A 25,993-nucleotide genomic window follows, 5' to 3' on the forward strand; every position below is an offset into this window, starting at 1 on the left:
ATACGGCAATATTTTTTAGCAAACAAATTGAGTATTTATATTACTCTAAATATTACAATTTATACAAATTATGATCAAAAGCCCTCTCCGATATCCTGGTGGTAAGTCAAAAGCAATTAATCAGATAGTTGAATACTTGCCAGAGAGCTTTTCGGAATTTCGAGAGCCTTTTGTGGGTGGTGGTTCCGTATTCATTTATTTAAGACAAAAGTTTCCCGATCTCAAAATTTGGATTAACGATTTAAACCGTGAACTCTTCTTATTCTGGAAATTTGCCCAATCTGATCTAAGTCAGCTAGTTCAAGAAATTCGACATATTAAAGTCAAATATACAGATGGCAAATTACTATTTAGAGAATTAACTAGTGTAGATGTAAATGATTTATCTGATTTAGAAAGAGCCGTTCGCTTTTTCGTACTCAATAGAATTACTTTTTCAGGAACTGTAGAATCAGGCGGTTTTTCTGAACAAGCTTTCCATAAAAGATTTACTGATTCTTCAATAGAACGGCTAGAAAAGTTAGAAAATCTTCTCTCAGAAAATGTCCAAATTACTAATTTGGATTACAGCCACCTATTAAAATCAGAAGGGAAAGATGTATTTTTATTTTTAGATCCCCCATATTTTAGTGCTACTAAATCAAAGCTATATGGTAAAGACGGTGACTTGCACACTTCTTTTGAACATCAGAGGTTTGCTAACCTTTTGCAACAATGTCATCATCGCTGGCTAATTACCTACGACGACTCACTACACATTCGACAAAATTTCCAATGGGCTAATATCTCAGAGTGGGAATTACAGTATGGGATGAATAACTATAAGCAGAGTGGTGCGGCTAAAGGAAAAGAGTTATTCATTACTAACTACGAAGTTAAACTTTTTTTGCAAAATAAAGCACAAAATCATAACCTTGTTAATCCAGCTTTGCAGTTGAGCCTTGATATTTCAAGCTAACTTTGATAACTGCCAATTTTCCGGTAGGATAGCTCCCATGCCCTTCAACGTAGCTACACCCTACAACACCACAAACCTTAGCTATGACAACTTTCCCAATCCCTGCTCAAGAATCCTCTGTTAGCTGGTATGTTCTGCTGCAACAATTAATAGATGGCCAATCCTTGTCCCGTACTCAAGCTGCTGAATTGATGCAAGGATGGCTCAGTGAAACGGTTCCCCCAGAGTTATCAGGGGCTATCTTAACAGCACTTAACTTTAAAGGCATTTCTGCCGACGAGTTGACCGGCATGGCTGAAGTATTACAATCTCAATGTTCCCCACTCAGCACTCAGAAATTACCACTCAATACTGTAATAGATACCTGTGGCACTGGTGGAGATGGATCATCAACCTTTAATATTTCCACAGCGGTTGCATTTGTCGCCGCAGCCTATGGTGTACCCGTGGCTAAACACGGCAATCGTTCAGCGTCAAGTCTCACAGGAAGTGCAGATGTCTTGGAAGCCTTGGGTGTAAACTTGAGTGCCTCTAGTGAAAAAGTGCAAGCAGCACTACAAGAAGTCGGGATCACTTTCTTGTTTGCCCCTGGTTGGCATCCAGCACTCAAGGCGGTTGCTTCATTAAGGCGGACTTTGAAGGTGCGAACAGTTTTTAATTTGCTTGGACCGTTAGTAAATCCCTTGCGTCCAACTGGGCAGGTGGTAGGATTATTTACTCCCAAACTTTTGGCAACTGTTGCCCAAGCTTTACATAATTTGGGCAAGGAAAAGGCGATTGTGTTGCACGGGCGAGAAAAACTTGATGAAGCTGGGTTAGGAGATTTAACTGACTTAGCGGTGTTATCAGAAGGAGAAGTGCAGTTAACTACGATTAATCCCCTGGATTTGGATCTAACGCCTGCTCCTATCGGTATGCTTCGGGGTGGAGATGTCCAAGAAAATGCGGTGATTCTCAAGGCGGTACTGCAAGGTAAAGGAACTCAGGCACAACAGGATGCAGTAGCGTTGAATGCTTCATTGGCGCTACAAGTAGCAGGTGCGATCGCATTCTTAGATCACGCCCAAGGTATTAAAATCGCTAAGGATATCCTACAAAGTGGGGCAGCTTGGACGAAGTTGGAGCAGTTAGTCCAGTTTCTGGAGAATTGATTTGCGATCGCGATTGCGGACGAAATTCTACAACATTACGTTTAATGGTGACATCATAGTTACCAAAAAAGTCATGTCCAAGAAGTCCAGTTTCTAGTTCCGCACCTGCGATCGCTACTGCTACCTTATTCACTATTACACCGCCAACTGCCATCGAATTAACATAGCCCACAGGAAATTCTACAGCTCTAGAACTAGCGGTGTTTGCCTTAGCTTTCCCTACTGGCACTATTCTCAAAGCATCGGCCATCTGTTGGGTGATTACAGTGCCACTGGCACCTGTATCCACAATCATCTCAAATTGTTGCTGACCATTGAAGGTGACTTCGACAATTGGCGTACCACCAATCCGCCTTTTAATCGGGGCTGTGAATACTGCTTCATCTGGAATCAGCACTACTGATGAGGGCAAAGCTGGCTTTGGTGGTAACGGTTTTGTTTCTTGTGGAGGTAATACAGGTGAAGTATACTTTGGTGTGATTGCTGTATGGGGAACAACAACTACTATCCTCTTCGGTTCGGCAAGGCGCACAGGGCGAGGAATAGCTTGCTGTTGGGCATATTTGATTTGCCGCCGATATTCAGTAATCTTGGTTTGAGCGATCGCAAATTCTGGGCTTTGTCGCCGCACTTTTTGCATCAGCGCGATCGCATCCTGGTACTGATTCGCCACCAAAGTCCAATCACTTGGAGATTGAGCAGATTGGCTGATACTCCAAGCGCCAACGGCTTTGTCTAGCCCCATCTCAAAAATACTTGGTTCACTTTCAGAGGGATCTAGCGGCTGTACTTCTGGGGTAACTGCTGGTGTTGCTGGTTTTACGGCAGGCTGTACTGATGCCAGATCCCCAATTGGCGCGGGTTGCTCATTGCCACCAGTCGCAGTGTTTCGTTTGTCTTCACTACAGGCAACACACAAAACCGTTAGAGCGCTTGATAGAAAAATTAGGGTTGCACGGGATAAAAAGGACTGAAGCATAATTAATTTTAACTGCCCAAGCTTTGCCAAAGCCACTCCCGCTAATTTAATTCCCTTTTAATTTTAATTAACTATCCTAGAAACTCCCAATTGCTCAACTCATGGGATAATTAACAATCGCAGTATTAGGGACTAGAAAAGAGTTTCTCAATTCCCAGTACCCAATCCCCAGCGATGCACTGAGTTTCGACTGCGCTCAACTACCGCTTGTCGAAGTGTACCCAATCCCCAATCTATCGCTTATGCCCCTGTCTGACGCAATACCTGCTTTACTTGTCCTGGCAGATGGAACCACTTATCGCGGTTGGTCTTTCGGTGCTACGGGAACCGCGATCGGAGAAGTGGTGTTCAACACTGGCATGACCGGCTATCAAGAAGTCCTGACCGACCCTAGTTACTGTGGTCAGATAGTCATTTTTACTTATCCGGAATTAGGCAATACTGGCGTCAATTCTGAAGATGAAGAATCAAATGGGCCCCAAGTGCGGGGTGCGATCGCACGGAATATTTGTCACCGTCCGAGTAACTGGCGATCGACACAATCCTTACCAGACTACCTTAAGCAAAACCAAGTACCAGGGATCTACGGCATCGATACCCGCGCCCTCACCCGCAAAATTCGGATGTTTGGAGCCATGAACGGTGGTATTTCTACAGCCATTCTTGATGAAGCGGAATTGCTAGAGCAGGTACAGGCGGCTCCCAACATGGCGGGATTGAATCTGGTTCGGGAAGTCACCACTCCAACAGCTTATGAATGGTCAGATCCCACAATTCCAGCTTGGGAATTCAACTCCGAGGCCGCAGAAAATCTTGGGGAACCCTTTACCGTTGTTGCCCTTGACTTTGGCGTAAAACGTAATATTTTGCGTCGCTTAACAAGTTACGGTTGCCGGGTGATTGTTGTACCCGCTGATACGCCACCAGAAGAAATTCTCAAATACAATCCAGATGGTGTGTTTCTTTCTAATGGGCCTGGCGACCCTGCTGCCGTTACTGAAGGGATTGCAACTGCCAAAGCGCTTCTGTTAAGTGAAAAACCCATCTTTGGTATTTGTATGGGACACCAAATTTTAGGTCATGCACTAGGGGCAGAAACCTATAAACTCAAATTTGGTCACCGTGGTTTAAATCAGCCTGCCGGCTTACAACAACGGATAGAAATTACCAGCCAAAACCATAGTTTTGCTATTGATCCAGATTCTTTACCTACGGCAGTTGTGGAAATCAGCCACCTGAACTTAAACGATCGCACCATTGCCGGGGTACGTCACAAATCTCTGCCTGTATTCTCCGTACAGTATCACCCGGAAGCCAGCCCTGGTCCCCACGATGCTGATTACTTGTTTGAGCAATTTGTCCAAGCCATGCGAACAGCACGTCAAGCCGTAGCTGAGGTGAGGTAAAAATAGGAAATGGGGAAGAAGCAGGGAAGCAGGGAGCAAGGGAGAGGAATTTTCTTCTCTGCCCCCCGCACCCTGCCCCTCTGCATCTTTTCAATGCCCAATCCCCTATTCCAGCAGATTGTAGACAACTTGCTCAAAAACCATCTATACTTGAGCGTTCACTTTAACTCATGAGGAGGGAATTATTGCTGAGCCACTGAATCTAACCGTTAGCCTGAGGGGTACTCGTGAAGTCCGGGATAACTGTCAGCTATTCCGCCTCACAGGTTTGTTAGATGCCTTTTCTGAGCCGACATTTCGCAAGACACTTGGCAGCAAGATTGACGAGGGCCCTAAGCACATTATTTTGGATCTCTCACAAATCGACTTTGTTGATAGCTCTGGCTTGGGTGCTCTGGTGCAGCTAGCCAAGCAGGCTCAAACTGCTGATGGCACTTTGCAAATTGTCACGAATGCCCGCGTAACTCAAACGGTCAAGCTTGTTCGCCTAGAGAAGTTTCTCTCCCTGCAAAAATCAGTCGAAGACGCTCTAGAAAACGTCAAGTAGTCTTGATTGCTAGACCTGAGAGATCAATTTGGCTATCCAGATTCAACATCGGATAGCTTAATTTTTAAAACTTCTGGCAGAAAACCTCTCTCCTTGTGGGAGAGGCATAAAGCCAGTTGAGCTATTATGTTTAGAGTTGAGTAATAACTAAAGATATAGACACCCAGTTCTTACGCATGTAACTGTCGGCTAGAATATCCGAACAAGAATCAAGTCTGAGAAATTTCTAATAAATACAAAACTAGAAGATTTGTCTATAGGTAGACTTGACTTGATACTGTATAGTTAAAAATTGTCGCTTACTTAAGTAAGCATGGCAATACGATCGAGTAAAAGGGTGAATTTGATGTCCAGATTTTACCCTATCTTAGGCACAGACCACAAGAAGTAGGCAAAATTTGGTTTATAGGCGTTGACATCAGGGTGATTTAAAATGCCAACTCTCAATCAAAAAGATGAAATTAGTAAGTAATTTTGATAGTATTGATTATGCTAAGTATACTATCACGGCATACTTCAGAAAAATCAGTCTTTGCGAAGAATGCCTGCCAAATGTAGCCCGTCAAGGAATGATTTATTTGTGAAGTCACAGGAGGAAGAGCTATTAGATGGACAAGATGAAACTTCTAAACAGAGTTTATCTTGGACTCAAGCACTCTTGGCAACCACAGGGCCATTCCAACAGATTTCTCTCTCACAAGTGCAACAAATTTCTCCTACTGCTTTAGCATATTTGGGGGATGCAATTTATGAGTTGTATGTTAGAATCTTCTATCTGCTGCCATTGCAGCGGTCAGGAATTTACCATCGTCTGGTAGTGGAGCAGGTAAGAGCGGAAACCCAAGCGCTACATTTGCGATCGCTGATTCCTCATCTCAGGGATACCGAATTAGAAATTGTCCGACGGGGTAGAAACGCCGCTACAGGACGCCCTAAGCGACTTAATCCCGAAATTTATCAACAGGCAACTAGTCTAGAAACCTTAATTGGCTACTTATATCTCACCGATTACCAGCGTCTAACCGAACTGTTGCAAATACTTCATATAGAAAAAGAGTGAGAACTCAATTTCACAATGGCCACAACAGTAGATTAGGTTCAAGAAATTGAGGTAATCGGGATAGTCAACCATACGCTATATCCATAACTCAAATGCAGAATCAACCAAGAAAAGTCAAGACTTCTAACGACCCAAATCGTGGACAACCCGTAAAAATTAAAGGTAAGCGTGTTGTTAGTAATCCCACTCGCAATCCCAGGAAAATAGATAGCAACCCGAACTCTGTAGCTAATCCCACTCGCAATCCCAGAAAAATAGATAGCAACTCCATTTCTGGCAACTCCCGGCCACGAAATAGCAATTTCTCCCAGCCGTCTGTATCTACACAACCGATAGAAGAAGATAGCGATCTCATCTACGGTCGTCATCCAGTATTGAGTGCGTTACAAAATCAGCGCAATCTCAACCGTCTCTGGATTACTACCCGTCTGCGCTACGATCCCAGCTTTCACCGTTTTCTGCTGCAAGCGAAGGAAAATGGCACAGTTATTGATGAGGTTGAACCCAAGCGCTTAGATCATCTCACTAACGGCGCTAATCACCAAGGTGTGGCAGCACAAATTGCTCCCTACGCCTATATGGAATTGCCGGATCTAATTGAGCAGTCCAAATCTGTAACCGATCCCGTAATTGTAGTGGCTGACGGAATTACCGATCCCCACAACTTGGGAGCAATTATTCGCACCGCCGAAGCAATAGGTGCTCAAGGATTGGTAATTCCTCAAAGAAGAGCATCTGGGATTACTTCCACTGTCATGAAAGTGGCCGCAGGCGCTTTAGAAAATTTTGCTGTAGCTAGAGTTGTCAACCTCAGCCGCGCCTTAGAAGAATTAAAAACCGCTGGCTTTTGGATTTACGGCACTGCTGCAAGTGGGAGCGAACCCGTGCATACAGTTAATTTCACTGGCCCAATCGTTTTGGTAATCGGCTCAGAAGGTGAAGGTCTGAGTATGTTAACTCAACGCTCCTGTGATTTTTTAGTATCGATTCCTCTACAGGGTAAGACTCCCAGTCTCAATGCTTCCGTAGCAGCGGGTATGACGCTTTATGAAATTTATCGCCAGCGATCGCTAAATACGCTGCACTTAGATAAATTGCAAAAAATCTCTTTGAAAAAATAACAGTAACAGAGTATAAAGAAATGTAAAAGATAATAAAGCACGCTATCGTTTAACACCCTGTAGACGTTTATAAATCTGCGAAAACCATGAAAACCATTTGGCATAACCTCAAGGAAGTGTTAATTAACACATTCGACTACATCGGCTTGGCTTGGTGGGTAGAGATTGTGACACAGAATCCCCGTTGCACGTACTACTTCGGGCCATTTCTAAGTTCTTCTGATGCAAGATTGTCAAGCATTGGATATATAGAAGATTTGGAGATCGAAGGAGCGCAGGGAATTTCTGTGCATGTCAAGCGCTGCAAACCTAATACCTTAACAATCGCCGAAGACTTGGGGGAAAGATTTGACCGCAAAGTACAGCCTGCCTTTGGCGGTCAAATTTAAGTTAGGCCAGAGAATGAAAAGGATATGGGGATGCGGCGACGCAAAGACATGGAGACACATAAAATTTTATGACCACGTTATTGTGTCTTTTTCACTCATCGTGTCACCACATCTTCCCTCTCCATTTCTTTTTCGTCAAATAGTCAAAATTTTTTAACCATTGGACTATTGACTACCAATTACCTGCGGATGTTCTTCCAGCCAATGGTCAATGTCACTGAGCACCAACTGGGGAACTTCCCACGGGAAAAGATGGGCGGTGTTGGGATAGCACTGCCACTGAGAATTTTGGAGGTGTTGAGCAGTTTGTAAGCTGGAATCAGATGTGATGTGGCGGTCTTGGTCACCAGCAAGTACTAAACTAGGACATTGTATTTGTTGCAAATCTAGAAGGCGGTTGTATCCCAATTGAATTGCACTATAGAGGGCGCGAGTAGCAGCAGGAGAGGTTTGCAAATAAGCTGGTACTGCTTCCTTGGCGATGTAATTGTAACTAGTAAATGTATGTTGTTGGATTAAGTAGCGGAAAAGCGATCGCTTACCAAAAGTTTCAATATTCCATTGCCAGCTTGGTTTTATATAGTTTAGTAGAGCAGCAACGCCAGTATATAAATTATCTTGCCAAGTGATAGGAGGATGACTGCCACGGGGTTTTGCCGCTGTCGCCACCAAAATCAGCCCTGTAATGCGTTCTGGCAAACGTAATGCCAGTTCCATTGCCAGAATGCCCCCAAGTGACCATCCCAATACTAGGCACTTTTCAATCTCAAAGCGGTCTAGCAGCGCTTCTAAATCAGTCAAATGGTCATTCATATCAAAATTGCCATTACAGCGACTTTTGCCGTATCCACGTAAATCAGGGGCAAAAGTTTTGTAGCGTTTTGATAAATGATTGGTAAAGACAGAAAGACTACGACCAGTACCAGGATGACCGTGTAAACCCAAAATTGGGAATCCTTGACCTTGGATGTAGACATTGAGGCGTGTAGCAGTAGTACGATTATGGCGATCGCTCATTACTCACCATTCTCCTGTCTGTCCATACTGCCAACTGCATCGATCGCAGCTTCCAAGGCGATCGCTACATGAGTCCAATGAGTCCCCCCCTGGCAATAAACCACATAAGATTCACGCAAAGGCCCATCTGCTGATAATTCCAAAGTACTCCCTTCAATAAATGTCCCCCCAGCCATGACTACCTGGCTCTCGTACCCCGGCATTTCATCTGGAACAGGGTCTAAGTAAGAACCGATGGGAGAATGCTGTTGTATCGCTTTACAGAAAGCAATTAGCTTTTCGGCAGAACCGAGTTTAATTGCCTGAATTACATCCCCACGGGGAGCAAGAGGTGCGGGATTGACTGGATAACCAAGTTTATCGAATACATAACCAGTAAGATAAGTCCCTTTCATTGCTTCTCCTACCATTTGCGGCGCGAGAAATAGTCCTTGGAACAGTAGGCGATTTTGGTCAAAAGTAGCACCCCCATAACTACCAATACCAGGAGCAGTGAGGCGACAGGCGGATGCTTCCACCAAATCCGCGCGACCGGCGACATAACCGCCAGCGCTGACAATGGTGCCACCAGGATTTTTAATCAATGACCCGGCCATTAAATCAGCACCTACGGCTGTGGGTTCTTTTGTTTCAATAAATTCGCCGTAGCAATTATCGACAAAGCAAACAGTGTTCGGATTTTGCTGTTTGACTAAGTGGACGATTTTTTCAATATCAGCAATTGATAAACTAGGACGCCAAGAATAGCCACAAGAACGCTGAATTAACACTAAACGAGTGTTTTCAGCCACACTAGTACTTAAAGCTTGCCAATCTATAGTTCCTTCGCCAGTTAGCTCCAATTGTCGGTAATTTATGCCAAACTCGATAAGGGAGCCTTGACCTTGACCCCGTAAACCAATGACTTCTTCAAGCGTATCGTAGGGAGAACCGACCACTGCTAACATTTCATCTCCAGGACGGAGCACACCAAACAAAGCACAAGCGATCGCATGAGTTCCCGAAACGAACTGCACTCGCACGGCCGCAGCTTCAGCACCCATAACTTCGGCAAAAACTTTATCTAAAGTTTCTCGTCCTAAATCATCATGACCATAGCCACTTACACCCGCAAAGTGGTGTGCGCCCACACGGTGATTACGAAAAGCATCCAGCACTCGTTTTAGATTATGCTTGACCTGAGTGTCAATTCCAGAAAAAATTTCTAACAGTGCATGTTCTGCTTGCCGCAGCTGTTCTAAGCTGTTCATCAGTTCCTCGTTCAAAAAAAATTATAGATATGCGGATTTTAAGATCGCGCAGACTAGGCTGGAAAATTCAAATTCAGGTTACTGCATGACAATTGCTACTTCAACCAAACCTCAAATTAACTGGGTTAATACCCTGTTTTTCATTGGACTGCACATCGGCGCTTTATTTGCCTTTGTCCCTGGTAACTTTAGCTGGACGGCAGTTGGTGTGGGTTTCTTGCTGTACTGGGTAACTGGTGGCTTAGGCGTTACTCTGGGATTTCACCGCCTTGTTACCCACCGCAGTTTTCAAACTCCCAAGTGGCTAGAGTATCTCCTGGTTTTCTTTGGGACACTCTCCTGCCAAGGAGGCCCAATTGAGTGGGTAGGGACACATCGCATTCATCATTTAAACTCTGATACGGACCCCGATCCCCATGATTCTAATAAAGGCTTCTGGTGGAGCCACATGGGTTGGCTAACTCATTATTGTCCCGCTCACGCTGATGTTCCTCGTTTCACCAAAGACATTGCCGAAGACCCAGTTTATCAGTTTTTAGAAAAATATTTCATTTTGATCCAGGTTGCTCTAGGTGTATTACTTTTGCTTCTAGGTGGCTGGCCTTTTGTTATTTGGGGAATTTTTGTTCGCATTGTCTGGGTTTACCACTGCACTTGGTTGGTGAACAGCGCAACTCATAAATTTGGCTATCAGAGCTATGATTCTGGTGATAAATCGACTAATTGCTGGTGGGTAGCCGTACTAGTTTTCGGTGAAGGCTGGCATAATAACCATCATGCTTTTCAATACTCAGCTCGTCATGGGCTGGAATGGTGGGAAATCGATTTAACTTGGATGACTGTTCAATTGCTGCAAGCAGTTGGTCTGGCGACTAATGTGAAGTTGGCCCCAACAAAAAGTAGTTAGGGGTTAGGAGTTAGGAGTTGTGTTCAATGCGAATCAGGCGTTGAAATTTTTATTTTGCCGTCGAATTTCCTCAAGACATGATTTTGGATAGACCCAGAAATCCTTATAGGACAAGGAGTATTTCTAATTCACGCCAGACGTGAGTTAAGAATCTAAGCTCCTAATCACTCCTAACTCCTCACTTTTCAAAACTCTATTTACGGGTGCGCTTGTGTCGGTTAGGTTGCTATAATCCGAAGCGCTAATGTGAAGAATTTTTACGGCAAGTTGCTTTTTGGTGACTTGGTGGAGGAGTTTGTTGTTTTTCAGGTGTTCATGACTACATCAATAATTAACAGCCAGAAGCTAAGTGACGAGTCTGGTAATTCCAACCTGAGGCTCAAAGATATTGTCAAAACCCTGCCACGGGAATGTTTTCAGCAGAACCGTCGCAAAGCTTGGACACAAGTACTGCTCAGTGTTTTCGCAGTTGCCTTGGGCTATTACAGCCTGATCGTTACTCCTTGGTTTCTCTTGCCCCTAGCTTGGATTTTTACGGGCACTGCTTTAACAGGTTTTTTTGTAATTGGCCATGATTGTGGTCACAGGTCTTTTGCCAAACGTCGTTGGGTAAATGATTTAGTGGGGCATTTCTTCATGATGCCGTTAATTTACCCCTTTCACAGTTGGCGCATTAAGCATAATTATCACCATACTCATACCAACAAGCTGGATGAGGACAACGCTTGGCATCCAATCAGGCCAGAAGTGTTTGAAAATTGGGATAAAACCCGGCAGTCTGCTTTTGAACTGTTCATGCGTAAACGCTTCTGGTGGGTAGGTTCCATTGGACATTGGGCAGTTGTGCATTTTGATTGGCGGAATTTCAAAACTAAAGACCAATCAAGTATCAAACTTTCTGTGGCTGTAGTAGTTGTGTTTGCGGCGATCGCTTTCCCGATTCTCATCGCTACAACTGGCATCTGGGGATTTGTCAAATTTTGGCTAGTGCCCTGGATGATTTACCACTTTTGGATGAGTACTTTTACTATTGTTCACCATACTGCCGCAGATGTTCCTTTTGTGACAGCGAACAAGTGGAATGAGGCTCTAGCACAGTTATTTGGCACTATTCATTGCGATTATCCGCGTTGGGTAGAAATCTTGTGTCACGATATCAATGTTCATGTCCCTCATCATATTTCCACTGCTATTCCTTCTTATAATTTGCGGTTAGCTTACAGCAGCATCAAAGAAAATTGGGAGCCTTATCTACATGATGAGTGTCAGTTTTCTTGGTCTTTAATGAAGCAGATTACAGACCAGTGTCAACTGTACACAACTGATGTTGGCTACAAGACTTTCAACGAATATTATACAGAGCGATAAATAGCGCTGTGATTACACTCACGCTCTTGAACCAACGAGAGCGTTTATCATACTGTGTTTAAATAGAATCTGGCATTGTTTACTGACTAAAATTATTAGGTAAACTGCCAGAAATTATCCTCTTGTATGTTAGCGATCGCAAGTGTCGTGGGCATCCTAGAGGTGAGATTATCTTGTCTCAAATAAAGTTCCGATTTATATCCAACAAAAGAATCCAGTGCAATCAAATATCATCAGGTTCAACAATCCTCTTAGCAGTGAAACGTCTGAGGATACAACTAAATTACCTTTCACACTTGGGGATTTAAAAGCTGCAATTCCTGCTGAATGCTTTCAACCCAATGTGACAAAATCACTTTTTTACTTTTTTCGTGACATCCTGATTATCGGTTTGCTTTACGCGGTAGCTAGTTACCTGGATTCTTGGCTTTTCTTCCCGATTTTCTGGTTAATGCAAGGAACGATGTTTTGGGCTTTGTTTGTAGTCGGACATGACTGCGGACACCAATCTTTTTCTAAGCATAAATGGCTCAATGATTTGATTGGACATCTTTCTCACACACCAATACTTGTTCCTTATCATGGTTGGCGGATCAGCCACAGAACCCATCACAAAAATACTGGCAATATCGATAACGATGAAAGCTGGTATCCTGTGACAGAATCTCAATACAAAGACATGCCTTTAGCCCAAAAAATCGGCCGATATTATGTTTTTTTATTAGCTTATCCTGTGTATCTGTTTAAGCGTTCTCCTAATAAGGAAGGCTCCCACTTTTTACCCAGCAGTTCGCTTTTCAAATCATCGGAAAAATGGGATGTTCTCACTAGTACTGTACTTTTGATTGGCATGGTAGGTTTGCTCGGTTTCCTCACCTACCAATGGGGTTGGATGTGGTTGCTGAAATATTACGCTGTGCCCTACCTTGTGTTCATAATTTGGCTAGATTTGGTGACATTCTTGCACCATACTGAGCCAGAGCTTCCCTGGTATCGTGGAGAAGATTGGACTTTCCTGAAAGGTGCAATTTCTAGTATTGACCGTGATTATGGTTTGGTTAATCATATCCATCATGATATCGGTACTCATGTTGCTCACCATATATTCCTTAACATCCCTCACTACAATTTGCTGAAGGCAACTGAGGCAATAAAACCAGTGATGGGTGAGTATTTCCACAAATCGGAAGAACCAATTTGGAAATCATTATGGAATTCATGTATCATCTGCCATTTTGTCCCTGATACTGGTAGTAAGGTTTACTACACATCCAACAATAAGTTAGCTAAAGGCTAAGACTCACATTCCCGACTTTTTAAATAAGTCGGGAATCTTGTATTTTCGTCAGTGCTTTCTGACTATTGACCGTTGAGCACTCCCTCATTCAGATAAACTTTTATAAAAGTTGCATTAAAGATTAACTAAATAGCCTACTAAACTTACCTTTTCAGGGGCGTTGGCGTAGCCCGCCGCAGGCATCGCATATTACATTATTAGTACTTCTAACTTTGTCAGTATTTGGCGTCCTTAACCTGCCGTAAATCTCAACTTCCTGGCTGTAAGGTTATTAAAATACAGAGGTAAAATAAAAATGGATAGATGACGTTCGCGGCTTCTTGCCCTCACCCTTACAAAAAGATTTATTTTTTCCAAACTCTTGCTGTCTCGGTGGGTAAAGATTAACATATCTGTGGGCAGAGGTAGCATCTCGTCAAATCAACTCTAACAACAGTGAAAACTCCTTCGGCTGTCTACCTTGAATCCTGTTGAGCGCCGTTAAGTTTATCTGCATCTAGTGACTTAAGACCATTACCTGCTAGGGTTATAAATCAGAACAGACTATACTATAGACAATTTAGCAAAAACTCTCTACAGATTTAAAATTCAGAGGTATCAATGATTATAACTAATTTTAGCAAACAAAGAAATGAATTTAAAGAACCTAAAGTACTCAAAACTAAACCACATTGGCAAGGGCAAAATTTGAGCGATACTGCTGTCAAAGGTAAAGATACCAAGATGCGAGATCCTGCACCTGATAGTTCTATTTTCAATAGCTTAAATCGTGGTCGAGTTGCTATTTTTATTGATGGTTTAAGTCTATTTCATACAGCTTTACAACTTGGCATAGAAATTGACTACGTTAAATTGCTTTGTCATTTAACTAACGGTTCAAGACTGTTGCGTGCTTTCTTCTATACTGGGGTTGATCTCAGCAATGAAAAGCAACAGGGTTTTCTATTGTGGATGCGTCGTAATGGCTATCGTGTAGTCGCAAAAGACCTAGTTTTGCCAACAGAGAACTTCAAAAAATCAAATCTGAACGTAGAAATTGCTGTAGACATGATAACTTTAGCTCCTTACTATGATACTGCGGTCTTAGTCAGTGGAGATGGAGATTTAGCCTATGCTGTGAACGCTGTCAGCAGAATGGGAGTTCGAGTGGAAGTGGTCAGTCTTCAAACGACTACTAGTGAAAGCTTGATTGATGTCGCTGATTGCTTCATTGACCTCGATAGTATTAAAGCACACATTCAAAAAGATTCTAATCTTGGCTATAGTTATCGCACGCCGTCAAATTCAAACCTTTAAAACCTATTTCAAATCTATCGAAATCTATACTGAGCTATTGCAAGCTTGTAGAAGGTTTATCAGGTTGGGTGGGGTTTGAATCCCCATCTATACCCGTCCCATTTCCTAGTACAGGTTGGCGAAAATCCGTCTATCATTTTCAACCAGACAACAAGGGGCAAAATCACCTTGGTAAAGGTAGGCAAACTGACGCCACAGTATACTAGTCCCCAGTTCTATCTGCATATTTTGCTCAGTTCTAATTGAAATGGATATTTTAATAGTTGAAGATGAACCAGAAATTGCTCATTTAATTGAACTATCTTTAGAAAAAGAAGGATTTTTTTGTCGCACTAGCCGTGATGGCATGAATGCTTTGCGGATGTTTCATGAGCAACCACCTGATTTAATTATTTTAGATTTAATGATTCCTGGTTTAGATGGGCTGGAAGTTTGTGCAAGAATTCGCCAGAAACCAGGTGCAAAAGATCCTTATATTTTGATGCTCACGGCTAAGGGTGAGGAAATTGATCGCGTCATAGGTTTGTCTACTGGTGCTGATGATTACATGGTCAAACCCTTTAGCCCCAGAGAGTTGGTAGCTAGGGTGCGGGCACTATTACGGCGTAGCCTCCGCCAAGGGGGACAACATCAAGTCAATCGTACGCAACACTTTATTGTCGATGTAGACCAGCGCACTGCTAGTCGTCAGATGAATTCCAAAGAAGTTGAGATTTTGGACTTAACTACCCTAGAATTTAACTTGCTAACTACCTTTGTCAGCAATCCTGGCCGAGTTTGGAACCGCACCCAACTAATTGATAAACTTTGGGGAGATAACTTTTTTGGCGATGAACGAGTGGTGGATACTCATGTAGCTCGGTTGCGAAAAAAGATTGAACCCGATCCGGCAAATCCTACTTTTATTAAAACTGTTGTTGGGGTGGGCTATAAATTTGAAGATCCTCTGGTAGCGTAAATGTTATGAAGATGGGGCTGAGAGGGCGCCTGTTTTTCTCCCACTTAGTAGTAATGATCGTGGGGGTAGCTAGTCTGGTGAGCATCAGCAAAATCTCTTCCCCCCGTTTCTTTATCTTGCATTTGGAACGATTAGAAAATCAGGGGTTCGACTTAATCGATATCCGTGCTGAATTGGTTACAGGATTTGAACTTGCTTGGCAGCGAAGCACTATTTGGTCAGTCTTAGTCGGTACCACCGCAGCTGGAGGATTGAGTTACTGGGTGTCCAGACGGATTATGCAGCGGTTGACCGAGATGGAACAAATCACCCAAAAATTTGCTGCTGGTCAGATGGATGCACGACTACCAGTATCTGACATTCCCGAACTCAGTGGATTGAGTGCTAGTTTCAACCGAATGGCAGCTAGTTTAGAAGGGGTAGAAGCGCGGCGGCGAGAAGTGATTGGAGACATGACCCATGAACTACGAACACCGTTAACAGTGGTGCGCGGTTACTTGGAAGAACTGGCTGATGGGGAAATTGAAGCGTCTCCTGAAATCTATCGGCGTTTAGCGAAGGAAACTAGGCGCTTAGAGCGGTTGGTGAACGATTTACAAGAGCTGTCTAAGGCAGAAGCTGGTTATCTGCCAATTAATATAAAACAGGTAAATCTGCGTCCGTTGTTAGAGTCATTAGTAGAGAAATTTACCGACCAATTGTTGGAAGATGGGCCAGTTCTGCTCTTGCAATGTCCATCTGTGCTACCTCTGGTATTGGCAGATATTGACCGCACGGAACAGGTATTGGTTAATCTCTTAGGTAATGCAGTGCGTTACACTAACGAAGGTTCAATTACTATTGCTGTTGGGACTGAAGCATCTCAACTCTGGATTGCAGTTATGGATACAGGCATTGGTATCGCTCCAGAAAATTTGCCCCATGTGTTTGAACGCTTCTGGCGAGCCGACCAATCGCGCGATCGCCATTCCGGAGGCACTGGTATTGGCTTAACTATTTCCCGTCGTTTGATTGAACTACAAGGCGGTCAAATTCAGGTAGAAAGCGAATTGGGAGTTGGCAGTACGTTTCGGTTTTTTCTGCCTTTAGCTTGAGGCAAAACCTTGATAGCCGAGAGATTGACACAAGGTAGTCATGGCTGTGTCATACCCAATTGCTAATTTGAAAGTATCCAAAATCTTGGTTTGTTGATGGATGCCAAGCTTTTGGAAATGCATAGAGTGTAACATTATGTCTACTTTTGTTCTGGCTGCTTTTTTGGTTAGTTTACTCAGTCTTTCTGGTTACGCTGCGATCGCCTACTTGTTCCCTCAAAATCGTTCCTAAGACTCACCAAATAATTTGTAATTGGTAATTAGTTAATCTCCTTTCTCAATAATTCTGGAATCTGAGAAGGGCGTTCAGCTACTGGAACTTCCGCTTCTTTGAAAGCAGCTAATTTACTTTGGGCTGTGCCAAAATTAGGATCGCGTCCGATAACCGTTGCTAAAGTCCCGGTTTGACGCCACGTTTTTCCTGGTGGTGCTTGTCGGCCTGCAATGTAGGCAATTACTGGTTTATCAATTGCCTCAGTGATGTACCTGGCTGCTGCTTCTTCACTACCACCACCAGGTTGACCGACTAAAACGATCGCCTGTGTGGTTTCATCCTCATCAAGAATTTGCAGCCATTGGAGAAATGAGGAACCAACGATCGCATCACTACCAATACTGACACTAATCGACTGCCCCAAACCTGCTTTTGTTAATTCGTAGGCAATTTCGTAGGTGAGGGTGCTGCTACGGCTGACTATTCCCACTGTTCCAGGGGTATAAAATTCGCTGGGTTGAGTCCCTAAGAGAATTTTCCCTGGCACAATGATCCCCGGACTATTTGGCCCGACTACCAAAGTTTCACAGGCTTCAGCTTTGCGGAGTAATTGCACCATATCCAAAGGCGGCACGCCAGCAGTGATAATAATAATCTGGCGAATATGAGATGCGATCGCTTCTAATGCTGCATCTAGCACGTCGTAAGGGTCTACACAGATAATTGTCGTGTCAATTGCCCCAAATTGTTCTATTACCTCCTCTACTAAATCAAATACTGGCAGTCCATGCAGTTCCTGTCCGCCACATCCAGGATTGACACCGGCTACTAAATTCGTGCCATAAGCTTGCATTTGAGCAACATGAGTGCCTGATATAAATTCACAAAAGCCTTGAATTAAGACTTTACTCTCTGGCGTTATGTTCATAAAAAATTACCGTAAGTTTAGCAACCCAGCGTCTTAAACTACTGGGGATAAAAACGACAAGTTTACAGTGTCGTATTGATTAAATTTTTACTACTTTTTATTAGCCGTTGGTTTAGCAAGACGAACTGCTGCCGCCACTGCCTCATCTAAGTTTTCTACCACGATAAGCGTGTTACTGTGGGTTTTTAGTGTTGCTAAATATTTTTTAGCAGCATTAAATTCAGAACCAGCAAGACGGACAACCAAGGGTGAAAAATTCGGTTCTCGCCGACTTTTATTACCATTAGAATTTACAACCTGTGATTGAAGTTCGCTATTGTCTTGTTGCACAACTCTGGCTATAACTTCAGCCACTTCCTCAGTTTGAGGAATACTACCCAAAAAGTTAATTAGTATTACTTGAATGCTTTTGTCAGCCTCCAGGATTTTCAAACCTGTCTCTAGGCGATCGCGGAAGGTAGTTGGTGTAGTATCTGTGAGAAAAGCATGACGTAGATTCAAACAAACACCTGGATTGCCACCAGCATTAGCGACTAAATCCAAAGTTGCCATCACTGAACCAGTACCATTACCTAAAATCCCGATTTTTCCATGCATTTGCACACCATCCCAGTCGCCCAAAATACCGTTGATTTCAGTACTGGTATGACGGCTGATAATTTTTGCCGCCATCTCGGCGAGATCGGGATGACGCTTGATCGCGCGTTCATTGACCCTGACTTTACCATTAAGAGCCATAACTTGACCAGTAGCACTGACTGCCAAAGGATTAATTTCAACTAAATCCAGGTCTTTTTGCACAAATAACTGATACATCTTCTGGACAACGCTGCTTACCGACTGCATCAGCGTTCCCTGCAAACCCATTTTCAAAGCCAATCGTCGGGCATAAAATGGCGAGAATTCCTGTTCTACGACAACGTAGTGCATTTTTTCCCCAGCGGATTCCCAATCGATGTCTGCTTCTTTGCAACCTAAAAGTACCGGTCGGCAGACAGCAGTATCTAAAACCACTGCGAGATAAAATTCTTGGTTGGCGTCGTATTGAGATTCTGCCAGCACAACTTCTGGCAATTCGCCCCATATTGGTAAACTAAAGATATTTTGAGCAGCTGCGATCGCATCGATAGTCGTTTGGGCAAACCTGACTCCACCTGCTTTTGCCCGTTCCGCTCCGTGTACTTGAGATTTCAGTACAATTGGAAAGCGAATTTTTAAACGTTTCAAATCTGTAGGATGGTCAATTCGTTGGGAAGGCAATACCGGAATGCCTATCTTCCCAAACCATTCTTTAACTTGGTACTCTAATAAATCCATTGATACACCTTAGTATTGACACTTTCCAAGCTTTTGGTTAGTGCTGTCTTAATATTTTGCAGCACCTTTATTGCATAATTAAGCTTTTGGCAGCTATAAAAACTTATTTTTCACGGATCAATTTTATCGAATTCAGCAAATGAGGTACATTAATTTCGATAGCCAACCTGTTTGTACCAGAGCCACAAGACTTAATTAATCTTCTCAGTAGGTTTCTCAGCATAGAAGATAACTAGCATATCTGTCAAAACCCTCTGACATAGCATCATTTCCTTAACCTTTGGATAATTTGGTCACAACTGCTCTGCAACTAGAATTTTGCAGAGCAGTTGCTCCTGTGAATTTTATTGTCGCGAAATAATGCAGTGAAAATACTCAAAAACTCTATTATTCCCATTTTTTATTTGTAATTTATATCTGAAGACAGATTATTTAATTTTGCATCTACCGCTATGAAAATGTAGCGACGCGAACAATAACTGCTTTTTTAAATTTTGGTGAAAAGTCAGAATTTGTGTTAGAAAGTTGGTCGTTCAGATTTTCAGGCTGTGGTTGGTTAAACTGTGCATTTGCATTCAACAAACCGAGAAATTTCGTTTCATCCTCTTAAAAATAATCAAAACAATATAGAAGTTCAGCGGGAAAGCTCTATGAAAGTAGCAGTCCAGCAGGAAGATTTACAGCTTTTAGCCAAAACTTTGCAGGAACAATTACTTGTAGAAGTCTCAACGGCTGAAGTCTTCGAGGTTAAGTGTGCCGTCAATAAAGACGAGCTAATGATTTTAACGCAACACGCATCAGATGTAATAGTTGATGCTCAACTAATTTTTGCAGTCATTGAGGAAGTACTTCAGTCTCTAGCACCCCACAAAGAGCAGCGGGTGCAATGTTTCCTCAGAGTTTTTGGTGAACAACTCCCTTATGCCAAATGTTTCTTGGCATTGAAGCAGACAGGGGGATGGCGGGATGGCGGGATGGGGAGATGGGGAGATGGGGAAACTGGGGGAGCAGGGGAAGCAATATCCTATTCATCCTCCTCATCAGCTCTGACATATTTTCCATCAATCGATGAGATTGAGGAAGAAGAACTGTTTGACCCGTTTGCAGATGTGGCGAATTTGTCCGCTTCAAAGCCAGGATTCCAAGTCAAACCTATCCTACTGGGTGCAGCATTGGTGGGAATTCTAGTTTTAGGCGGTGGTGCTTACTTCTTGACTCGTCCTTGTGTGATGTCTGAGTGCAAAGAGATACAAAACGCCGAGCAATTAAAAACAAAATCCTCGCAACTGATGCGCCACGCCAAGTCTGAAAAAGAATTAGTAGCTGTACAACAGCAACTTGTGGCGGCCAGTAATGCCCTGAATACAATTCCTAGTTGGTCGCCCCGTTACCAGGTATCAGAAGCACTAAAAGCAAGCTTGTCTGGACGAGCAGAGAAAATCAACCAAGTAGTCAAGGCTTTGCAGACAGCATCTTTGGCAACGCAAAAAGTTCAAACTCCTGCATATAGCCTAGAGGAATTACAAGCTAGGCAACACTTATGGCGAAAGGTTATAGCGCCACTAGAAGCTATAAGTTCCACTAGTGAACTCTATGAACTGGTGCAAGGTAAGTTACTTAATTATCGTGTCCGTTTGCGTGCTGTAAATCAACAGATATTTACTGAGGAAAAATGGCTGAAAAAACTAATAGCAGCAAAAGCTGTTGCTGTTGCAGCCGAGAACCGAGAAGCTACTGCTAAATCTTTGAATGACTGGCAAAAGGTGCAGTCTACTTGGCTGGTGGTACTTAATGCCTTGAATACCATTCCGCTGACTAGCGCTGAATATCAAGAAGCCCAAAAGCTGTTGCTAGATTATAAACCTAAGTTCGCAGTAGCACGCGATCGCGCTACTAAAGAACGATTAGCTGTTAAAAGCTACCAACAAACCCTTAGCACCGCCAAGCAAGCCAAAATATATGAGCAACAAAACCAATGGCAAGCAGCGGCGACATACTGGGATCAGGCTTTGCACTTTGCTAAACAGATTTCCGAAGATAGCTTGTACTACACTCAGGCTCAGTCTCTCATCGAACCCTATTCAGCAGCCCTCAAACAAGCACAAGAAAAACTACAAGTTGTTAGTAGTTTGCAACAAACCCGCACTGACTTAGATAAAACCTGTATTAATGGAATTCGGATTTGCACCTCTAGCATGGACAATGCAGGAATTATCGTCCGGCTAACCCCTGAGTATGACCAAATCAGGCAAAATAATTTGGCTAATCCTTATTCTGAGAACTCGGATACTGCTGTTGATGTTACCAATCACTTGCAAATCTTACGGGAAGCCTTAGCTGTAATTAGTGACAATGCCAATGTGTCCCTTTTCCTCTATGATTCCCAAGGTCAGGTAATTTATACACGGACTTTAGGCGGGTAAGTAGAAAAGTTAGGAATTAGGAGTGAGGAGTTAGGAATAGATTATGACCTTCATATAAGCGATCGCTCCTTCTACTCAACTTAGGTGTGGTGCGATCGCTGTTTCACAATGACATTCATACGAGCGATCCTAAACTCAGGTGTGGGTGCGTTGGCGTAGCCCACCGAAAGTATCGCAGATTCCATCATCCTCAACACCCAACACAAAAAACATATTTTATTTACTCAATCCTCTTGAGTGAGCAACGGTCAGTAGCTAGATTCATGAATGCTTTAAGGAAATCCGGCAGAAATATATGAAGTTTTATTACACAATGCGTAATTATAACTAGCCAAGCTGAAGTCATAATTATGGGAGTTCGCAAGAGCGTTAGAAACCTAATGCTGTCGTGCCACTCTAGACTCTGTATCCTTGATTTCTTCGTCGCCAAACTGTACTAATCGAAGTCACGTTAATTTAGTACATCACAAAATAGGTTCACATATTTACCAGTCTGCAAGGAGAGCAAAATTCATGGAATCTCAAACAGTACAGCCAACAGTTATAGATGATCACACATTACAGCTCTTAAAAGACGAAATTAAGCAGGAAATGCTGAATATCCTGAGTAACTCTAACTTAAGCAAAGTACTCGAAAAATACGGTATATCAGCACAAGATGTTTTTAAACTTCAGTATACACTCGATCTAAATCAACACCAATCTAATGACGTTGGCGGACATCAGCAAACCAAGAAATTTTTGCAAGCATTTCCAGACAAGAAATTGAATACATACTGCATAGTATTGCGTAAGCCTTGCCCGATAGACAACAATCCTGATGGTTGCTGGATGGACTGTCAATAAGAGCATCAAAATTTCAATAAGTTTACTAATATCCGATTAATCCCTACTTATTGACAAAGATTTAGGCATAGAAGCTTTGCGATTGCATCTTGCCAGTCCGAGGAGATAAATTCTTTGTCATGTCTATGGTCGTCATGGGGAATATCTGAATTGAAAAGCTGGTAACTTTCATCTTCTTAGCTTGTCTCACATTTTTCCTAATTCATATTTGGTGTAAGAAATTGATTAAGGTGCAAATTCTATGATGTATCAAAGCCGAAGCAGTCGGTACTGGAAGTTAAGGTTAGTTAGTGTTTTGGCATTTACTGGAACACTTACTTTTTCTGGAAGTCATGCTTTGTCTCAGATTACACCGGATGACACCTTGGGATTTGAAAATTCAATTGTTACACCCAAGCTAATTGATAGACTCCCTACTGACCAGATCGATGGTGGGGCAATTCGCGATACGAACCTTTTCCACAGCTTTGAACAGTTTTCTGTTCGCACTGGAAGCGCAGCTTATTTCAACAACGCCCCAAATATTAAGAACATCATTACTCGGGTAACAGGTAAATCTATTTCAAATATTGATGGAATCCTTAAAGCTAATAACCAAGCTAATCTGTTTTTGATTAATCCTAACGGGATTATTTTTGGGCCCAATGCTTCTTTAAATATAGGCGGTTCATTTGTAGCAAGTACAGCGAGTAGCCTGAACTTTGCTAATGATACTAAATTTAGTACTACAGATCCCAAAACCGTACCTCTGCTAATAGTAAGTGTTCCGACTGGCTTACAATTCGGAGCAAATCCAGGTTTCATCCGCAATGAATCCCAAGCTAGTCCAGATCAAGCAACCAATCGCTTAAATGCCCCCGTTGGTCTACAAGTGCAGTCAGGTAAAACCTTGGCGCTTGTAGGCGGTGATATAACCTTGGAGGGCGGGAATTTAACGGCAAAACGGGGACGAATTGAGCTAGGAAGTGTTGCTGGCAATAGTCTGGTCAGTCTGAAGCCAACGAACCAAGGTTGGGTCTTAGGTTATGAAGGTGTCCAGAATTTTCAGAACATTCAACTAATGCAGCGAACTGTTAACAGTTCTGCAAAGCGATCTCAGGTAGATGTTAGTGGCGAAGGTAGTGGCGATATCCAGGTACAGGGTAGGCGCATTCTGTTAACTGGCTTTTCACAGATTTTAGCTAATACCTTGGGTTCCCAACCGGGAGGAAATCTAACGGTGGCTGGCTCAGAGTCCGTGGAATTAATTGGTCCCGGCACACCATTGACGGCTGTCACTTTTGGTGCGGGAGACGCTGGAGACTTAACGATTACAACTGGTCAGTTGATTGTCCGCAATGGAGCACAAGTCAGAAATGGAGCACAAGTTGGGAATGTAGAACAAAGCTTGGGTTCAGGAGGAAAATTGACCGTAAACGCCTCAGATTCTGTGGACTTAATCGGTGGTTTCTCCTTGGGTCGTAGTTTTTCATTCAGTGGATTGTTTAGTGGAACTCCGGATGTTGGAAATGCTGGTGATATAACGATCAATACTGGAAAGTTGCGTATCCAGGGTGGGGCACAAGTAACAACACAGTCTTCAGGAACGCTAGATTTTAACAAATATTTCCCAGCTACAGGGAAAGGAGGAAATTTGACTGTAAACGCCTCCGAGTCTATAGAAATAACTGGAATTTCAGCTAATGGTTCTACACCCAGCGGCTTGTCTGCTTTTACTAACGGTTCGGGGGATGCAGGGAAAGTGACAATAGATACAAATAAATTAATTATCCGGGATGGGGCTACAATAACTGTGAGCAGCGAACTTCCAGGGCTTCCAGAGAATGTAATCTATCAAGGGGATGTAAGCAATTTAGGAGCAGCCGGCAATCTAAATGTAACTGCTCGCTCCATACTTCTGGACACCAAAGGAAAACTCACGTCTAATAGTGAGTCAGGTAAGGGCGGTAACATTACTCTAGAGGTGCGAGATTTATTACTAATGCGCCGCAACAGTCAAATAACCACTAACGCCAGGGGTAATGGAGATGGTGGTAATATCACCATAAAAGCACCTAATGGCTTCCTCGTCGCCACTCCTTTTGGAAATAACGATATCACCGCCAACGCCGTCTCTGGCTCAGGTGGTAAAATCACAATCACCACTAAGAACATCTTTGGTTTTGTGCCGCGCACTCGTGCAGAGGTAGAGAGACTTGATCCAAAGGAAATCAACCCGAATAACCTGCGAACAAGTGACATCACTGCATTTTCTCAGCAAAACCCTTCATTAAGTGGCACTGTACAAATCAACTCACCGGATGCTGACCCTAGTAAAGGATTAGCAGAATTGCCCGTAAATCTGGTTGATGCTTCACAACAAATTGCTGCTGGTTGTGATTCTGGTGGAAAAATAGCCAGAAGTTCATTTATTGCTACTGGGCGTGGAGGATTAGTAGCCGATCCCACAGAGCCATTGATAGCTGATGATGTGGTGCTGGCAGATTGGATCACACTCTCTCCAGAGAGTCAGAATCGTGCTGGCGGTATTCAGAAAAGAGCCGTTGTTCAGGCGCAGCGAAACACAGAAGAAAAATCACAGAAAGTGAATTCTGTCAATGAACCTACTCAAATTGTAGAAGCCCAAGGATGGGTAATAGATGCCAATGGGAACGTGGTTCTGGTTGCTCAAGTACCCACAGCGTCGCTCCATAACTCCTCGCTCACCGCTACATCTTGCGCTGCTCATTAGAGTTTGAGACATGGCGAGATTCTCTTTACGAATTAGCTCTTAGAAAAAATTAAGTTTTGTTTTGTAAGTAGAGATTATTGCAAGTAGAGTAGCCTCATATCAGGGCATGAATTTAGAATTCGAATGGGATAACCAAAAAGCTAGTTTGAATCTCAACAAGCACCGCATCAGCTTTGAAGCGGCTAAGACAGTCTTCAACGACTCTCTAGCTTACATATTCAACGATGAATGGCACTCTGTTGATGAACGACGGGAAATCATTATCGGACGCGATCAAGACAATCGCTTGTTATTGGTTTGTTTTATAGAAAGAGCAAACGTTATCCGTATCATTAGCGCCCGTCTAGCAACCAAGAAAGAACGAAGAGATTATGAAGAATTCACAGGCTTCTGAATTCCACAACAACGCAGACGATGATTTGCTTCCAGAGTATAACTTTGACTATCGCAAAGCCTTGCCCAACCGTTTCGCCAGTCAGCAAGAAAAAGCTCCTTTGACAGTTATCCTAGATGCTGATGTCGCTGAGATATTCAAAACATCAGAAGCGGTTAACAACGCTCTCCGTGCATTACTCTCAGCGATTCCAAAGACTGAAAGATAAACTGCGATCCAATACTGCGTAGGTTTTGATTCGATCCCCCCAACCCCCCTTAAAAAGGGCAGGGTGGTTTCATACAAAGAAAGAAAAAACTTTGTGCAGTTGATTGGAGAGGGCGCGTTGTGCTTGAGGAATAG

Annotated in this window: 23 protein-coding genes; 18 read left to right on the top strand and 5 right to left on the bottom strand. The window is 43.1% G+C overall.

Annotated features, from left to right (window positions below):
• Positions 1-70 precede the first annotated feature (70 nt).
• Together RM347_RS28430 and trpD are read left to right on the top strand one after the other, a co-directional pair.
• Positions 71-958, top strand: a complete 888-nt coding sequence (locus tag RM347_RS28430; RefSeq protein ID WP_322719286.1) for a DNA adenine methylase — start codon at positions 71-73, stop codon at positions 956-958.
• An 83-nt stretch (positions 959-1,041) separates the two neighbouring features.
• A complete protein-coding gene (gene trpD, locus RM347_RS28435) occupies positions 1,042-2,109 on the top strand; it encodes an anthranilate phosphoribosyltransferase (RefSeq protein WP_322719285.1) in 1,068 nt (355 codons plus the stop codon).
• Here trpD and RM347_RS28440 read toward each other — a convergent pair.
• On the bottom strand, positions 2,039-3,088 hold the full coding sequence (locus RM347_RS28440) for a retropepsin-like aspartic protease family protein (protein WP_322719284.1): 1,050 nt from the start codon (positions 3,086-3,088) through the stop codon (positions 2,039-2,041). The genes trpD and RM347_RS28440 overlap by 71 nt on opposite strands.
• A gap of 242 nt (positions 3,089-3,330) precedes the next feature.
• Between RM347_RS28440 and carA the strand changes: the two genes are divergently transcribed.
• From carA to RM347_RS28465, 5 genes are all read left to right on the top strand, one after another.
• Positions 3,331-4,494, top strand: coding sequence for a glutamine-hydrolyzing carbamoyl-phosphate synthase small subunit (carA, locus tag RM347_RS28445; protein WP_322719283.1), 1,164 nt, complete (start codon positions 3,331-3,333; stop codon positions 4,492-4,494).
• A 181-nt stretch (positions 4,495-4,675) separates the two neighbouring features.
• Positions 4,676-5,041, top strand: a complete 366-nt coding sequence (locus tag RM347_RS28450; RefSeq protein WP_084227153.1) for an STAS domain-containing protein — start codon at positions 4,676-4,678, stop codon at positions 5,039-5,041.
• 580 nt (positions 5,042-5,621) lie between these two features.
• Entirely contained in the window at positions 5,622-6,101 is a 480-nt protein-coding gene (locus tag RM347_RS28455; RefSeq protein WP_322719282.1) for a Mini-ribonuclease 3, read from the top strand.
• A 92-nt stretch (positions 6,102-6,193) separates the two neighbouring features.
• On the top strand, positions 6,194-7,222 hold the full coding sequence (rlmB, locus tag RM347_RS28460) for a 23S rRNA (guanosine(2251)-2'-O)-methyltransferase RlmB (protein WP_322719281.1): 1,029 nt from the start codon (positions 6,194-6,196) through the stop codon (positions 7,220-7,222).
• 86 nt (positions 7,223-7,308) lie between these two features.
• Entirely contained in the window at positions 7,309-7,611 is a 303-nt protein-coding gene (locus tag RM347_RS28465) for a DUF1816 domain-containing protein (RefSeq protein WP_322719280.1), read from the top strand.
• A gap of 165 nt (positions 7,612-7,776) precedes the next feature.
• Here RM347_RS28465 and RM347_RS28470 read toward each other — a convergent pair whose 3' ends face one another.
• Positions 7,777-8,628, bottom strand: coding sequence for an alpha/beta fold hydrolase (locus tag RM347_RS28470; protein WP_322719279.1), 852 nt, complete (start codon positions 8,626-8,628; stop codon positions 7,777-7,779).
• Positions 8,628-9,878 (bottom strand): aminotransferase class I/II-fold pyridoxal phosphate-dependent enzyme, encoded by a 1,251-nt coding sequence (locus tag RM347_RS28475; RefSeq protein ID WP_322719278.1) that lies wholly within the window; start codon positions 9,876-9,878, stop codon positions 8,628-8,630. Before RM347_RS28475 ends, RM347_RS28470 begins: the two co-directional genes overlap by 1 nt.
• An 85-nt stretch (positions 9,879-9,963) precedes the next feature.
• Between RM347_RS28475 and RM347_RS28480 the strand changes: the two genes are divergently transcribed.
• From RM347_RS28480 to RM347_RS28505, 6 genes are all read left to right on the top strand, one after another.
• On the top strand, positions 9,964-10,785 hold the full coding sequence (locus RM347_RS28480) for an acyl-CoA desaturase (RefSeq protein ID WP_322719277.1): 822 nt from the start codon (positions 9,964-9,966) through the stop codon (positions 10,783-10,785).
• A gap of 315 nt (positions 10,786-11,100) precedes the next feature.
• Entirely contained in the window at positions 11,101-12,153 is a 1,053-nt protein-coding gene (locus RM347_RS28485; protein WP_322719317.1) for a fatty acid desaturase, read from the top strand.
• 217 nt (positions 12,154-12,370) lie between these two features.
• A complete protein-coding gene (locus RM347_RS28490) occupies positions 12,371-13,450 on the top strand; it encodes a fatty acid desaturase (protein ID WP_322719276.1) in 1,080 nt (359 codons plus the stop codon).
• 600 nt (positions 13,451-14,050) lie between these two features.
• Entirely contained in the window at positions 14,051-14,746 is a 696-nt protein-coding gene (locus RM347_RS28495) for an NYN domain-containing protein (RefSeq protein ID WP_322719275.1), read from the top strand.
• 247 nt (positions 14,747-14,993) lie between these two features.
• A complete protein-coding gene (locus RM347_RS28500) occupies positions 14,994-15,704 on the top strand; it encodes a response regulator transcription factor (protein WP_322719274.1) in 711 nt (236 codons plus the stop codon).
• A 5-nt stretch (positions 15,705-15,709) separates the two neighbouring features.
• On the top strand, positions 15,710-16,798 hold the full coding sequence (locus tag RM347_RS28505) for a sensor histidine kinase (protein WP_322719273.1): 1,089 nt from the start codon (positions 15,710-15,712) through the stop codon (positions 16,796-16,798).
• Between the two features lie 260 nt (positions 16,799-17,058).
• Here the strand turns inward: RM347_RS28505 and RM347_RS28510 are convergent, their stop codons facing one another.
• Together RM347_RS28510 and RM347_RS28515 are read right to left on the bottom strand one after the other, a co-directional pair.
• Positions 17,059-17,940, bottom strand: coding sequence for a succinate--CoA ligase subunit alpha (locus RM347_RS28510; protein WP_322719272.1), 882 nt, complete (start codon positions 17,938-17,940; stop codon positions 17,059-17,061).
• Positions 17,941-18,030: 90 nt separating this feature from the next.
• Positions 18,031-19,257 carry a succinate--CoA ligase subunit beta gene (locus RM347_RS28515; protein ID WP_322719271.1) on the bottom strand — a complete coding sequence of 409 codons (1,227 nt, stop codon included), beginning with the start codon at positions 19,255-19,257 and terminating at the stop codon, positions 18,031-18,033.
• A 650-nt stretch (positions 19,258-19,907) separates the two neighbouring features.
• On the opposite strand from RM347_RS28515, the gene RM347_RS28520 reads away from it, so the two are divergent.
• The 5 genes from RM347_RS28520 (at position 19,908) to RM347_RS28540 (ending at position 25,859) form a co-directional block, all read left to right on the top strand.
• Positions 19,908-21,680 (top strand): hypothetical protein, encoded by a 1,773-nt coding sequence (locus RM347_RS28520; protein ID WP_322719270.1) that lies wholly within the window; start codon positions 19,908-19,910, stop codon positions 21,678-21,680.
• A gap of 513 nt (positions 21,681-22,193) precedes the next feature.
• Complete coding sequence (locus RM347_RS28525) at positions 22,194-22,526, top strand: hypothetical protein (RefSeq protein ID WP_322719269.1); 333 nt, start codon at positions 22,194-22,196, stop codon at positions 22,524-22,526.
• A 244-nt stretch (positions 22,527-22,770) separates the two neighbouring features.
• On the top strand, positions 22,771-25,257 hold the full coding sequence (locus RM347_RS28530) for a filamentous hemagglutinin N-terminal domain-containing protein (protein WP_416211908.1): 2,487 nt from the start codon (positions 22,771-22,773) through the stop codon (positions 25,255-25,257).
• Positions 25,258-25,363: 106 nt separating this feature from the next.
• Positions 25,364-25,651, top strand: a complete 288-nt coding sequence (locus RM347_RS28535; protein WP_322719267.1) for a BrnT family toxin — start codon at positions 25,364-25,366, stop codon at positions 25,649-25,651.
• Positions 25,629-25,859, top strand: a complete 231-nt coding sequence (locus tag RM347_RS28540; protein ID WP_322719266.1) for a hypothetical protein — start codon at positions 25,629-25,631, stop codon at positions 25,857-25,859. Before RM347_RS28535 ends, RM347_RS28540 begins: the two co-directional genes overlap by 23 nt.
• The last annotated feature ends 134 nt before the right edge of the window (positions 25,860-25,993 follow it).

Source organism: Nostoc sp. ChiQUE02, assembly GCF_034531305.2.
In the GTDB taxonomy this organism is placed as follows: Bacteria; Cyanobacteriota; Cyanobacteriia; order Cyanobacteriales; family Nostocaceae; genus Nostoc.

Excerpts from the sequence above, each read along its gene's own strand:
- RM347_RS28475 (WP_322719278.1), bottom strand. The coding sequence starts at position 9,878 with ATGAACAGCTTAGAACAGCTGCGGCAAGCAGAACATGCACTGTTAGAA.
- carA (WP_322719283.1), top strand. The coding sequence starts at position 3,331 with ATGCCCCTGTCTGACGCAATACCTGCTTTACTTGTCCTGGCAGATGGA.
- RM347_RS28500 (WP_322719274.1), top strand. The coding sequence starts at position 14,994 with ATGGATATTTTAATAGTTGAAGATGAACCAGAAATTGCTCATTTAATT.
- RM347_RS28515 (WP_322719271.1), bottom strand. The coding sequence starts at position 19,257 with ATGGATTTATTAGAGTACCAAGTTAAAGAATGGTTTGGGAAGATAGGC.
- RM347_RS28495 (WP_322719275.1), top strand. The coding sequence starts at position 14,051 with ATGATTATAACTAATTTTAGCAAACAAAGAAATGAATTTAAAGAACCT.
- RM347_RS28465 (WP_322719280.1), top strand. The coding sequence starts at position 7,309 with ATGAAAACCATTTGGCATAACCTCAAGGAAGTGTTAATTAACACATTC.
- rlmB (WP_322719281.1), top strand. The coding sequence starts at position 6,194 with ATGCAGAATCAACCAAGAAAAGTCAAGACTTCTAACGACCCAAATCGT.
- RM347_RS28430 (WP_322719286.1), top strand. The coding sequence starts at position 71 with ATGATCAAAAGCCCTCTCCGATATCCTGGTGGTAAGTCAAAAGCAATT.
- RM347_RS28530 (WP_416211908.1), top strand. The coding sequence starts at position 22,771 with ATGTATCAAAGCCGAAGCAGTCGGTACTGGAAGTTAAGGTTAGTTAGT.
- RM347_RS28485 (WP_322719317.1), top strand. The coding sequence starts at position 11,101 with ATGACTACATCAATAATTAACAGCCAGAAGCTAAGTGACGAGTCTGGT.
- RM347_RS28540 (WP_322719266.1), top strand. The coding sequence starts at position 25,629 with ATGAAGAATTCACAGGCTTCTGAATTCCACAACAACGCAGACGATGAT.
- RM347_RS28525 (WP_322719269.1), top strand. The coding sequence starts at position 22,194 with ATGGAATCTCAAACAGTACAGCCAACAGTTATAGATGATCACACATTA.
- RM347_RS28480 (WP_322719277.1), top strand. The coding sequence starts at position 9,964 with ATGACAATTGCTACTTCAACCAAACCTCAAATTAACTGGGTTAATACC.
- RM347_RS28440 (WP_322719284.1), bottom strand. The coding sequence starts at position 3,088 with ATGCTTCAGTCCTTTTTATCCCGTGCAACCCTAATTTTTCTATCAAGC.
- RM347_RS28510 (WP_322719272.1), bottom strand. The coding sequence starts at position 17,940 with ATGAACATAACGCCAGAGAGTAAAGTCTTAATTCAAGGCTTTTGTGAA.
- RM347_RS28535 (WP_322719267.1), top strand. The coding sequence starts at position 25,364 with ATGAATTTAGAATTCGAATGGGATAACCAAAAAGCTAGTTTGAATCTC.
- trpD (WP_322719285.1), top strand. The coding sequence starts at position 1,042 with ATGACAACTTTCCCAATCCCTGCTCAAGAATCCTCTGTTAGCTGGTAT.
- RM347_RS28470 (WP_322719279.1), bottom strand. The coding sequence starts at position 8,628 with ATGAGCGATCGCCATAATCGTACTACTGCTACACGCCTCAATGTCTAC.
- RM347_RS28520 (WP_322719270.1), top strand. The coding sequence starts at position 19,908 with ATGAAAGTAGCAGTCCAGCAGGAAGATTTACAGCTTTTAGCCAAAACT.
- RM347_RS28505 (WP_322719273.1), top strand. The coding sequence starts at position 15,710 with ATGAAGATGGGGCTGAGAGGGCGCCTGTTTTTCTCCCACTTAGTAGTA.